The 12,195-nt window shown below is 38.7% G+C and carries 14 protein-coding genes, 1 pseudogene and 1 riboswitch; of the genes and pseudogenes, 11 read left to right on the top strand and 4 right to left on the bottom strand.

Going from position 1 to position 12,195, the window contains the following annotated elements:
- Nucleotides 1-13 precede the first annotated feature (13 nt).
- From AAIB49_RS08675 to AAIB49_RS08655, 6 genes and pseudogenes are all read left to right on the top strand, one after another.
- Nucleotides 14-478 carry a GNAT family N-acetyltransferase gene (locus AAIB49_RS08675; RefSeq protein WP_343457827.1) on the top strand — a complete coding sequence of 155 codons (465 nt, stop codon included), beginning with the start codon at nt 14-16 and terminating at the stop codon, nt 476-478.
- Nucleotide 479: 1 nt separating this feature from the next.
- Nucleotides 480-899: a FosM family fosfomycin resistance protein gene (gene fosM, locus AAIB49_RS08670; RefSeq protein WP_339216206.1), complete on the top strand. Its 420-nt coding sequence runs from the start codon at nt 480-482 to the stop codon at nt 897-899.
- Nucleotides 898-1,014 (top strand): annotated as a pseudogene (locus AAIB49_RS19985) (pentapeptide repeat-containing protein); the annotation flags it as partial. The gene fosM and the pseudogene AAIB49_RS19985, both read left to right, overlap by 2 nt.
- Nucleotides 1,015-1,206: 192 nt before the next feature.
- Entirely contained in the window at nt 1,207-1,527 is a 321-nt protein-coding gene (locus tag AAIB49_RS08665) for a metalloregulator ArsR/SmtB family transcription factor (protein ID WP_339216204.1), read from the top strand.
- Nucleotides 1,520-2,215 (top strand): SRPBCC domain-containing protein, encoded by a 696-nt coding sequence (locus AAIB49_RS08660; protein WP_339216202.1) that lies wholly within the window; start codon nt 1,520-1,522, stop codon nt 2,213-2,215. Before AAIB49_RS08665 ends, AAIB49_RS08660 begins: the two co-directional genes overlap by 8 nt.
- 27 nt (nt 2,216-2,242) lie before the next feature.
- Nucleotides 2,243-2,704, top strand: a complete 462-nt coding sequence (locus AAIB49_RS08655; RefSeq protein WP_343457826.1) for a DinB family protein — start codon at nt 2,243-2,245, stop codon at nt 2,702-2,704.
- 217 nt (nt 2,705-2,921) lie between these two features.
- Here the strand turns inward: AAIB49_RS08655 and AAIB49_RS08650 are convergent, their stop codons facing one another.
- Nucleotides 2,922-4,151 carry an MFS transporter gene (locus tag AAIB49_RS08650; protein WP_339216198.1) on the bottom strand — a complete coding sequence of 410 codons (1,230 nt, stop codon included), beginning with the start codon at nt 4,149-4,151 and terminating at the stop codon, nt 2,922-2,924.
- Between the two features lie 137 nt (nt 4,152-4,288).
- Between AAIB49_RS08650 and AAIB49_RS08645 the strand changes: the two genes are divergently transcribed.
- A complete protein-coding gene (locus tag AAIB49_RS08645) occupies nt 4,289-6,007 on the top strand; it encodes an ABC transporter substrate-binding protein (RefSeq protein ID WP_343457825.1) in 1,719 nt (572 codons plus the stop codon).
- Between the two features lie 75 nt (nt 6,008-6,082).
- Here the strand turns inward: AAIB49_RS08645 and AAIB49_RS08640 are convergent, their stop codons facing one another.
- Nucleotides 6,083-6,718, bottom strand: a complete 636-nt coding sequence (locus AAIB49_RS08640) for a cadmium resistance transporter (protein WP_343457824.1) — start codon at nt 6,716-6,718, stop codon at nt 6,083-6,085.
- A gap of 169 nt (nt 6,719-6,887) precedes the next feature.
- Nucleotides 6,888-6,989, top strand: a riboswitch (purine riboswitch).
- Between the two features lie 144 nt (nt 6,990-7,133).
- Between AAIB49_RS08640 and AAIB49_RS08635 the strand changes: the two genes are divergently transcribed.
- Nucleotides 7,134-7,709 (top strand): xanthine phosphoribosyltransferase, encoded by a 576-nt coding sequence (locus AAIB49_RS08635; protein ID WP_339216192.1) that lies wholly within the window; start codon nt 7,134-7,136, stop codon nt 7,707-7,709.
- A 3-nt stretch (nt 7,710-7,712) separates the two neighbouring features.
- The gene (locus tag AAIB49_RS08630) at nt 7,713-8,999 is read left to right on the top strand and encodes a nucleobase:cation symporter-2 family protein (protein ID WP_343457823.1); all 1,287 of its coding nucleotides are present in this window, start codon (nt 7,713-7,715) and stop codon (nt 8,997-8,999) included.
- Nucleotides 9,000-9,419: 420 nt separating this feature from the next.
- Here AAIB49_RS08630 and pdxK read toward each other — a convergent pair whose 3' ends face one another.
- A complete protein-coding gene (pdxK, locus tag AAIB49_RS08625; protein ID WP_339216188.1) occupies nt 9,420-10,235 on the bottom strand; it encodes a pyridoxine/pyridoxal/pyridoxamine kinase in 816 nt (271 codons plus the stop codon).
- A gap of 224 nt (nt 10,236-10,459) precedes the next feature.
- Here pdxK and csaA point away from each other — a divergent pair, with 224 nt between their 5' ends.
- A complete protein-coding gene (gene csaA / locus AAIB49_RS08620; RefSeq protein ID WP_339216186.1) occupies nt 10,460-10,789 on the top strand; it encodes a chaperone CsaA in 330 nt (109 codons plus the stop codon).
- A 41-nt stretch (nt 10,790-10,830) separates the two neighbouring features.
- Nucleotides 10,831-11,520, top strand: coding sequence for a CBS domain-containing protein (locus AAIB49_RS08615; protein ID WP_339216184.1), 690 nt, complete (start codon nt 10,831-10,833; stop codon nt 11,518-11,520).
- Nucleotides 11,521-11,559: 39 nt separating this feature from the next.
- Here the strand turns inward: AAIB49_RS08615 and AAIB49_RS08610 are convergent, their stop codons facing one another.
- Nucleotides 11,560-12,126 carry a DUF6944 family repetitive protein gene (locus tag AAIB49_RS08610; RefSeq protein WP_343457822.1) on the bottom strand — a complete coding sequence of 189 codons (567 nt, stop codon included), beginning with the start codon at nt 12,124-12,126 and terminating at the stop codon, nt 11,560-11,562.
- Between the last annotated feature and the right edge of the window lie 69 nt (nt 12,127-12,195).

Below are 12,195 nucleotides of genomic sequence, written 5' to 3'. Positions count from 1 at the left end.
GTGAGGGGACAACGTGGAGCTGACGACGAGTAAAATGACAGATCATTATGCAATTAAAATTTTGGAATGGAAATATGAGAAGCCGTATGATCTCTATAATAATGTGCTTTCAGGTGATGCAATCATCGAATTAACTAGTAGCTCCTATAAAGCGATCCTATCTAAGGATAGGGTGGTGGGCTTTTATTGTACGGGAAAAGATGCACAAGTACCTGCCGGAAATGAGGTAGGGGCGTATGAACGTGAATGTGTCGATATAGGGTTAGGAATGCATCCAGACTTAACGGGAAAGGGATTCGGGACACCGTTTTTCGCTTATATTTTGGAAGACATTTCTACGACCCCCCAATGCTTGCGACTTACCGTGGCAGATTTTAATAAGCGGGCAATCCGACTTTATGAGAAATTTGGTTTTGTAAAAGTTAGAGCGTTCCATCGTGGTGAGATGAAATTCATTGTGATGATAAAGGAGAAATAAGATGAAACTGTCAGGAATCAATCATGTGTTATTTTCCGTTTCTGATTTAGAGCGGTCGATTACATTTTATGAACAAGTTTTCGATGCTAAGCTACTCGTTAAAGGCAGAACGACGGCTTATTTTGACCTAAATGGTTTATGGCTAGCATTAAATGAAGAAAAGGATATACCCCGTAACGAGATTCATCAGTCCTATACCCATATTGCCTTTTCCATTGATGAGAAGGACTTTGAGACCTATTATAAAAAGCTTTCCGATCTACATGTAACGATATTGCCAGGAAGAAAACGAGATATTCGTGATAAGAAGTCGATTTATTTTACCGATCCTGACGGCCATAAATTTGAGTTTCATACGGGGACATTATCGGATAGGATTGCTTATTACAAGGAATCTAAGCCACATATGGAATTTTTTTAGTGGTGCTAATTTAGTGTCGAGTATTTTTCTCACCCAAGCACAGATTGATTCTGCTAAAGGTGATACTAGAACGAAACTACCCGCTACACTACATATACCGAAACATTGGTTATAGCCCTTAAGAAATGAAACTTGGCTTATGGAGCAAGTTTCATTTTACTCTATCCTCCAATCGGTAGAGCGCTATTCTGTCATATATTGAATCCATCGTTTCTTTATATTATTTATCAATGTGGTTGACGCTTTCAATCCTTTTCTGATACACTAAATATAACCATTAGGTTATATGTTCGAGGTGAGGGATACGATGCCAGATGTTTATCGTGCTTTAAGTGATTCGACAAGACGGGAGATAATGAAGCTACTGAAAGATAAGAGCCTGACACAAAAGGAGATAGTCGAAGCATTTGATATCTCTCAGCCAGCTATTAAGAAGCATTTAACAATCCTGTTGGAAGAAGAAATCATTACCGTAACAGTGCAAGGGAAATACCGACTGTATACCCTAAACCGTGATATGTTACAACAGGCATTTCATGAAATGCTTCATTACATCGGAGATCTACTAGATGATCAGCTTGCTAGCTTGAAAAAATATGTAGAAAAGGGAGAAATGAAGGATGGCTAGAGTACAAGATTCTGTAAAAAGAGAAATAATAGTAGATGCTCCACTTGAAAAGGTTTGGGATGCATTGACGAAGTCAGAACATCTTAACCGCTGGTATACGAAAGGAGCGAATATTGACTTCCGTGTCGGTGGGAAGGGATATATGAATCATGGATGGGGAGCAACCTCAGAAGGAATGTATACGGAAATCGAGGCAATGAATCGTTTTGTTTTACAAAGCTTAGACGGAGATTTTACTACGATTACGGAGCTAGAAAAAGTAGAAAACGGGATTAAAGTGAGTATCGAATACCGAGCATCATTTATTAACGAGATGGACGTAGCATCGAAAGAAAATATGTTATTTGGAACAGGGCAATTTTTAACAAATTTGAAAGCGGTTTATGAATCAGGTCAGGATAATCGGCAACACTTTTGGCAAACATGGATTGGTGTTACCCATACATCTATGGTAGGTGGAGGGACTAAGATTGTTAGCGTAATAGAGGGTTCTAATGCAGCCAAAGCGGGTTTGTTAGCAGGGGATATTGTAATCGAATTGGATGGGGAACAAGTATTAGGCTATGAATCTTTTGAAAGACTCGTAAACAGTAAAGCGATCAACCAAACTGTGCAGTTAAAGATTGTTAGAGACAAGGAAGAATTAGCTCTTACTTGTGAGGTAGCGGCTTATCCAGTAGCATACTAGATAATATATCTAATAGGGGGGAAGAGGATGAAGAAAACATATCAGCAATTTGAAGAAACGATAACGAAGGTACTTGCTTTAAAGGCTCAGAAGGATTCTTTCTTAACCAATCCAATTCGTGAGGATAAATGGTCAATAAGAGAAATTATCGGGCATTTATATTATTGGGATAAGTTTAATCTAGAAGAAATGGTCCCACACATGGCTCAAGCTGCAAAGCTACGGGAGTTTCCAGACCATGATACACATAATGAAGAAGGCCTTTCCTATTTAACAGGCCAATCCGTAGAATCCATCATCGACCTCTTTGTTATCACTCGCAAACAACTCATCAAAAGCATGTTAGACATTGGAGAAGATGTGAAATTTACCATTGGAAAAGGAAAAAGACAATTTACTACAGAAAGTTTTACCAAGATATTTTTACGGCATGATGTCCATCATTTGAAACAAATTAATGAGAAGCTACAAGAGGTAGGGGCTTCCTGAATCATTCGGTAACAAAGATTCAGTAGACCACGTTGGGAAAGTAGTCACCTTTGAAACAACTTAGTGCAGTGTATCGCTGAAGTTATGTTCCTTTCCTTTGGTAGATAAGTAGGTTGAACTGAAGAAGTTTACTTGCAAACTTCTTCGGTTCAAGAGGGAAGGTCTATGTTACGCTTGGACGTTTTTTTGCTAGATAGTTATGATTCCAAACTTGACTCTATACCAACTTTCGAAATGGATGAAAATACAATCGAACAAATAGAATCAAGATAATTGTTCCAGAAATAGCAAATAAAATCGGTATCGGTAGCCATTCTGCCCATAATCCAGAAATCGTTAAACCGAGCGGTAAGGTTAGCTTCATTAGCATGGACGATGTTCCAGCAACTCGACCTAATAAATGATTCGGAGTGAATTCCTGGCGTATCGTAAAGTATACAATATTAGAAATTGTTGTGGAAAACGTACGTATACCTAACGCAATACCGATGGTCCACCAGGAGGGTGCTATAATTAAGCTGAACATGCTGACAATATCAAATACTAAACAAAACGTGTAAATATTACCCCGACCCCATTTTTTCCGAACCCAGCTAACAACGGATGCACCAAGTAACCCACCGATGGCAGAAATGGAGAACATAAGTCCAATCTGATCTTCTGTTGCACCTAACTGATCGGTGACATAAAAGACTAGCACCCCAATTACAAGGCTTGAGGCAAAATTGATAAACAAAACGGTAATGGTCGGTGTTAACAATATTTTATTCCGTATCAACTCATCAATGCCTTCCTTCATCTCCTTCCCAAAGCTTTTACTTTGTTCCGTATTTTGCGGGTTAATCGGTATCTGCATGAAGCACATGCAAGCAAAAAGAATCAATAAACAGCAAGTATAGATGGCTAATGTGGAAGTAAAGGAAAATAAAACGAGTAATGCTCCTGCGATACCTGGACCAATAATACTTATTAAGGTACTAACAAAGGTGAGCTTTGCATTCGCAGAAGTTAGCTGCTCCCTAGAGACGATTTGCGGGATCGTGGAATGATTCGCATTCCCAAATGTATACCCAGCACACGAAAGGACAAAACCAAATACATATAAATGCCATACCATAATCGTGTTTGTAAAAAGTAAGATAACAATAAAGGCCATTGCCATAACTTGAATGAGACTTGTCCACTGAAGCATTCTTTTTCGATTAAATCGGTCCACTAACACCCCAGCGATCATGCCGATAATAATATTGGGAAAGAACTCGATTGCTCGCATGGTACTCATAGCTAGTGCAGATTGTGTAAGCTGATAGATTAATAGTGGAATGGCTAGCGTATACATTTGTAAGCCGAAGTGAGAAATTGCATTGCCTCCCCAAATCAGTAAGAAATTTCTATTACGCCAAAGTGAGGCTTGTTCTTTTGGTTGTTTTATTGCTTGAGCTTCCATTTACATACCCCTTTCATAAAAACAATCGTAACTTCTTAAAAGGTGAATAAAAAGTGAGAAAAAGAATAATATTAGTTCACCTTTTTTGGTTAGAATGCTATAGTGGTAGAAAAGGGAAGGATTTCCAGGAGGTACGGATGAAATATCGGGACCATTTAAAAGTGTTAATGAACTATTTTAAGCTAGCTACACCAGTGGAAACGACAATAGCGGATCTAGCTAACTTGTTAAATTGTAGTGAAAGACATACGAAAACGGTTATGAAGTCACTTCAGGAGCAGGGAGATATCAAGTGGGATGTCCATAAGGGGAGAGGTAAGAAGCCTCAGCTCACCATTCTCCTGTCTGAAGAGCAGTTATTATTTCAGGAGGCTAAAAAGCTCGCCGTTGATGGAAAGTATCGTGCAGCCTTTGAACTTGCGAGGTCATTACATACGTATCAAGATTTATTTAATCAATGGTTTGAAGCAGATTTAGGAATCCTCAAGAAAACAGAGGAAAAAGAAGAACTAGATGTATTACGCTATCCTTTTTACGAAACCAATCTATCATTAGATCCATTGAATATTTTTTCCAGGCATGATAGCCATATAGTCCAACAAATATTTGATAGATTGGTAGAATATGATGCTCAATCAGAAACATTACTACCAAGAATTGCAAGGAATTGGGAGTCAGATGATGGGAAAAGGTGGACATTTTATCTAAATAAGGGTGTCCGTTTTCACCATGGTCGGGAGCTGACTAGCAAAGATGTAATGGATACGATTGGAAGATTGCCTCAAAATCATGTCATTATGAGGGTAATCAAGGAGATTCATACACCTAATCCGTATGTCGTTATTTTCCATTTAGATCAAGTAGACTATTTATTCCCTCGTTATTTATCGGGGATGAAGCTATCGATCGTTCCAATGGAATTGATTTTAGATGATGAATCCCATTTTCGTACGAACCCAATAGGCTCTGGTCCATACCGATTGACCGTTCATGACGAGAATCTGGTACGCCTCGATATATTTCCAGACTATTACCGTGAACGACCTTGGCTTGATCGAATTGAAATGATTAAAACAAATGATTTCCAACCTGAAGCACCTCATCCACTTCTTTTACGAGCACCAGATGAATCATGGCAAGAACACACGGAAGTGGAAGAAGGAGCAGATTTTATTATATTAAACTGTAACCGTGCATTGATGAAGGAAATTCATGTTAGAAAACAGATTTGTCAGTTAATCAATCCAACTGAGTTTTGTCTCGAGAATGAAATGGTAGCACATAGCTTTCTATCTTATCGGAGCATGGCAAAAGACGAGGATGAAAGCCTACCTTGCTCCACTAATGTTAACGGGAAAATCACCCTTACCATTGCGGCTCAAGAAATCCGGGATGGGGTAAATCATGAAAGGGAGGCACTGATTTTTCAGGAACAATTGAAACGTGTAGGGATTGCTTCAACCATTGATATTCTAAATGTGAAAGACCTATGCAAACCGGATGTTTTAATGAAATATGATGTTGTGGTAGGTGGCATTGCACTATCTGAAGATAAATTACTATCCTTAATCATGTTGATGCAATCGAATGAATTAGCGGTTTTCCCTTCTTTGGATGAGGAAACAAAGAGAACCGTACATTCGTATATTGAGAGGATTAGGATGCTTCCTGATGATCTCTCTCGCTGGAAAGTATATGTTGAGCTTGAAGAATATTTAAAAGAAGCCCACATTCTCTATTTTCTAACACATCGCTCGCACACGATCTACCAGCCAAAGAATAGTGAATATGTCCATTTGGAGTTGGATCATCATGGTCGGGTAGATTATCGGAAAGTGTGGAAGCGGTATGGATAGTAGACGGCTGTTTCGAAAACTCCCACATTCACTAGAGTGTTAGCGAATGTGGGAGTTTTTTCTTATGCCTACGGTTTACAATCTGCTAAGAAAGTGTTCCCAAGTCCCGCTTGAGACAATCACATGAATTCCAATCCCGATAAACACAAATGGGATAACGATGCCACCGTATTCTTCAACGGCTTTTTTAATCATAGGTAGTGTTGCTAATCTGAAGCCAATATAACACCAAACCGCAATAAGGATACTGAAGATAACGACAATGACGAGTATTTGGGAGAGAGAATACAACGCAAAGAAAGGGATATATATACCAATATTGTCCCCACCATTTGCAATGGTAATGCTCGCTACTAGAAAAGTATTATTAAAAAAAGAGTTCCTTAGGTGAAGCTTTAATACTGCTTTTTCTCCTTCAACTACGCTTGATTTAGCATTCCGAAAATTATTCATGAACATATGAACTCCGATGAATATGGGAATAAGTCCTAATAGACCAATCCAGTGTTCGGGAAACAGTAGGAGACCAAAAGCAGCGATGATACTAACGCATGTTAATAGACCAATCCCTAAATATTGACCAATCACGATATGATGAGTTTTAAAGGTACTATTTCTCATGGAATATAAAGACATCAGGACGATTAAGTCATCTAAGTTGGTCGATGCAAAAGCGATAATTCCAGAGATGATCACGTCAACACTAATCATATTACGACCTCTCCTTTTCTTACCTATAGTTAATGATGAATAAGGAGAAAGTGTGATAGTAAAGGCTTTGCTAGCCATGCAAGCATTATCATTGAAGTCATCTGTTAAAATCTGAATCTTTTAATTTTAAATTTACTATTGATTTTGTCGAAAATTGTTCGTATACTAATAAACAATTTCATATTATTTTCATATAATCGCGGGGATATGGCTCGCAAGTTTCTACCAGCTTACCGTAAATGAGCTGACTATGAAAAGTAGCCGGATGATATGCATTCAGGACATGAATGGATATTTATTCTATTTTTCGACAAGCCTTTAGCTCGAAAACATTACTTTTTTCATAGTAATGTTTTCGAGCTTTTTTGATAGGAAAATACTTTTCATTAGCTTTAAACAGAAAGGAAAGAAGTCTATGAATCTACTGAAACAAGCCATTATAGAAAAAGGGAAGGCATTGTCCGATGAGGTATTAAAAGTAGATGCGTTCTTAAATCATCAAATTGACCCTTTCTTAATGGAGCAAATTGGTAAAGAATTTGCGGAGCGATTTCAAGGAGAAGGGATTACGAAAATCTTAACCATTGAGTCATCAGGGATTGCACCTGCTGTGATGGCAGGCCTTCAGTTACATGTTCCGGTTGTGTTTGCACGAAAGCGAAAGTCATTAACCTTAGTAGATAATTTACTAATCGCCAAAGTACATTCTTTCACCAAAGGGGAAACGAATGAAATTTCAGTTTCCAAGGATTATTTACTCGATGAGGATGTGGTATTGGTATTGGATGACTTTCTTGCGAATGGACAAGCAGCGCTAGGATTAGTGGACATTGTTAAGCAAGCAGGAAGCACACTAGCAGGGATCGGTAGTGTGATTGAAAAAGGGTTTCAGCCTGGTGGTGATATGCTAAGAGAACAGGGTATTCGTGTTGAATCGTTAGCTATCATTGATTCATTAGCAAATAAGCAAATTACCTTTCGGGAGGAATAGTGGATGAAGACAGCAACACTAGGTATTCAACATGTATTAGCAATGTATGCGGGGGCAATTTTAGTTCCACTTATTGTCGGTTCGTCACTTGGTCTAACACCAGAGCAGCTCACCTATTTAGTTGCGATTGATATTTTAATGTGTGGGGTAGCAACCTTATTTCAGGTCGCCTCGAACCGGTTCTTCGGGATTGGCTTACCGGTTGTTCTTGGGTGTACGTTTACTGCAGTGGGACCAATGATTGCGATTGGGAGTCAGTATGGGATTAATGCGATGTATGGCGCTATTATCGCCTCCGGTTTGATTGTTGTATTAGTCAGTGGAATTTTTGGGAAGCTTGTGCGTTTATTCCCACCAATTGTAACAGGAACCGTTGTAACGATTATTGGGGTCACGTTAATTCCAGTTGCGATAAACAACCTTGGTGGAGGGCAGGATGCAGAAGATTTTGGTTCCATGCTTAACATTGCATTAGGATTTGGCACATTAGTTTTTATTATCCTCATGTATCGTTTTACAAAAGGCTATCTGCGCTCTATTTCTATTTTAATCGGTTTAGTCGGTGGAACGATAATCGCGGCTATGCTGGGGAAAGTAGATTTTACAGTGGTAAAAGAAGCGTCCTATTATCATTTACCAGAGCTATTCTATTTCGGTACACCATCATTCGAATGGGCACCAATTCTAACCCTCACATTAGTGGCGTTAGTTTCGCTAGTAGAATCTACAGGAGTCTATTTTGCATTAAGTGATATTACAGAGAAAAAAATTACAGAAAAAGATCTATCTAAAGGGTATCGTGCGGAAGGATTAGCTATTTTCCTTGGTGGTTTGTTTAATGCACTACAGTATACGACATTTTCACAAAACGTAGGGCTCGTGCAAATTACTGGGGTTAAGACAAGAAAAGTTATTGTAGTAGCTGGCGTTATTTTAATTGCTTTAGGACTAGTACCGAAGATTGCAGCATTGGCTACTATTATTCCAAATGCTGTATTAGGTGGGGCAAGTATTGCGATGTTTGGCATGGTTATTTCTCAAGGAATTAACATGATAAGTAAAGAAATCTCGAAATCAACTGGTAATTCTATGATCGTGGCTTGTTCCATAGGAATGGGACTTGGTGTTACGGTAGTACCAGAATTATTTGCAAAATTACCAGAAAGTATCCAAATTATTACTAGTAATGGGATTGTAGCAGGAAGTATTACCGCAATCGTATTAAACATTCTTTTTAACATGCTACCATCAAAGAAACCAGTACCAATCATGATGGAGAAAGAAGCTTAGAAGCGCTGGTAATCATCGAGGGATTAGTGAAGTGAAAAAATAAGAGATTGGGACATAACGAAAAGAATTAAATGTAAAACCGAATGATACACCATACTAGCTCCGGAAATATACGTAGACTCCTGCGGGAGGAAAGGGCACGGTTGAGACCCCTAAAGAAGTAGCACGAGGAGGCTCACCAGCCGCCCGGCGGTAAAGTAGACACTGCGAGGTTTTTTCGAGCAGATGTCGCACTTATGCTGTGATAAAGTACAAGGTAGACACTGCGATGGTTTTATCGAGCAGATGTCGCCCCTGTACTGGAAGTGAAAGCGAAGTATATTTCCGGAGCGTGGTCTTTGCTCATCATTCGGTTTTTACTTTAAGATAATTTCTTTTGTCCCAATCTCTTTCATTTTTAGCCAAATAAAATATGGCTTATTAATTATTCGCCTCAAACTTATGATACGCACCATGCATGACAGGGCCAACATACTCATTTAATCTCCAGCCATGTTTAATTGCAGCAGAAACAAATTTCTTCGCATTTGTAACCGCATCTTTTACCGATTGACCATTTGCTAAATTAGCTGTAATCGCAGCTGCAAATGTACAACCAGCACCATGGTTATACGTCGTATCAATTTTTTCACTTTCAAGTAGTGTGAAATCTTTTCCATCAAAGAATAGATCCACTGCATTTTCGTGTTGAATTGCACGTCCACCTTTAATGACAACATTCTTCGCACCAAGCTCATAAATCTTAGTCGCAGCTTCCTTCATATCATCAATTGTTTTAATCGGACCAGAAGTTTGTGCTAACTGCCAAGCTTCAAATAGGTTAGGTGTTGTCACTAAAGATACTGGAAGTAATACTTCACGCATTGCATCGGTATTTTCCGGAAGAAGAAGCTCATCCTCACCTTTACATACCATAACTGGGTCCAGTACATATTTATCAATTTGGTGCTCATTAATTTTCTTCGCACCAAGCTCTATAATATCAACCGTACCGAGCATGCCTGACTTCATGGCATCGATTCCGACTGATAGTACGGTTTCTAATTGTTTTTCCACCACATCTACATCAATTGTGGTTACATTATGATTCCATCCATTCGGTTCCATCGTTACGATCGATGTTAAAGCATTCATTCCATACACACCATGTTCTTGGAATGTTTTAAGATCTGCTTGAATTCCTGCTCCACCACTTGTATCAGAACCTGCTAGGGTTAATGCTTTATTTAATGTCATAATAAATCCCCCTTGAAATTAAACCTACACAACTACTAGGATATAATATTTTTAACGTAAAATAAAGAATACATGCTTACGATTCCCTTAAATAGTATAAATTACTTTGACAAAAGTATAAGCTCTTGTAAAATAGTCATAATAGATGATACTGCAACTCGAGAAAAAGCCTCCATGTACACGTGTAATGACATGGGGGATTATTAGTTTATGGGGGTTTGAATATGGCTACAATAGAAGATTTTATGAAGCTTGATTTACGAGTAGGAACTATTTTAAAGGCAGAGGACTTCCCAGAAGCAAGGAAACCAGCGATTAAGCTTGAAATTGATTTTGGTGAACTAGGAATGAAACAATCCTCCGCACAAATTACCAAGCGCTACAGTCCTGAAAAGCTTGTCGGGCGCCAAGTTGTTGCGGTAGTTAATTTTCCCCCGAGAAGGATTGCGGGATTTAAATCAGAAGTATTAGTGCTTGGTGGCGTCCCTACCGAGGATGATGTTATTCTACTTGCTCCTGATGAAACTGTTGCAAATGGAACGAAAATATCCTAAACCGCATTGCTTATTTTCTTTGATATAAAGGAGATTGTATTATGCCAAGAAACTCAGATCGATTTATTACCTCATTTAATAGAATAGATAAGGCATTAGATAGTGAGCTAGATAGTCATAAAGGGATTGGGTTTTCCAAGGCTGTCCGCATGTTGACAAAGTATAATGCCGTTATCAGGCGATATAAAGATGATTTATTAGAGTTTGCGGAGCTAAGAAATGCGATTGTTCATAATCGAGTGGACGCGGTTCAGGTAATAGCAGAGCCACATGATTCCATAGTGGAACAAATCGAGAGGATAGAAGCGGAGATTACGAAGCCAAAGCTTGTCATTCCTCAGTTTAAAAAAGAGGTACATACGTTTGATAAAGAAGATTCCTTATCCAGTTTATTACAGGCAGTTAAGGAGAAGGGATATTCGAAATTTCCAATCTACGATGGGGCGAATTTTATAGGCTTAGTCACAGAAAATGGGATAACGAAATGGTTAGCGGAAAATAATGAGACACCGATTACAGAAGTGGCAATCGAACAAATTATGCCTTATCAGAAGGATAACAATCATGAGTTTATTGCAAAGCATGCGACTATATATGAAGCCATTGAGTTATTTAAGGATAATATGGAAAAAGGAAATCGAGTGGATGCCCTGCTCATTACAGAGAATGGGGAGAGAAGTGAGAAATTAATTGGCATTATAACGGCATGGGATATGATGGGAGTGCAGTAGGAATAGTAAAAGCCCGGGGTGAAGTCCTGGGCTTTTGCATTACTTTCTCTCGCTATCCAATTCAAATTGATTTTTACTAACGACTAAAGCCTGAAGAACTGCTCCACTAGCTTGTATCCAACCGCCAAGTGAATCAATCTTTTCACCTTCTTTAGCATGAAGGGCTTGAAATCCGGCCCAGGCTTGCATGATACTACCGATTGCTTGGAGAATAGCATCAAAATTGACAAGCACTTCATCCTTATCGAATGCCTTGTCATCCCCTGTTAGATAAAAAGGTGATAAAAGGCTTCCTAAAGCTTGAAGTAGATGACCCTTAATCGACAATTCTATCTCTGCTTTATCATCTAATTCGAATAAAATTGCCGCAACAACGATTATGTTCCCTAGGGATTCAATCACTCCACCAATCTGTTCTATACTAAATTCTTCTCCCGTATCAATAATCAAGCCATTTCCGGTTGCTTGCATGACATTTCCAATGATAATGAGATCGGATTGGGACTTTTCATTTAATTCATAGTAGGGAGTACTACTACTTGCATCAATTAATGTGCCTATCGCCTGTATCCATGTACCAAATAATTCCTGATTGTTGTCATTCATTGGCTATACCTACCCATTATAAAGCCTTTAATGTATCTTATTCCGGAAATGAGTGTAAGGTAACGAGAA

Source organism: Ornithinibacillus proteolyticus (assembly GCF_039581225.1).
GTDB lineage: Bacteria > Bacillota > Bacilli > Bacillales > Amphibacillaceae > Ornithinibacillus > Ornithinibacillus massiliensis.
The sequence above is the reverse complement of the archived record's forward strand: the minus strand, read 5'-3'. Positions and strand labels throughout refer to the sequence as shown.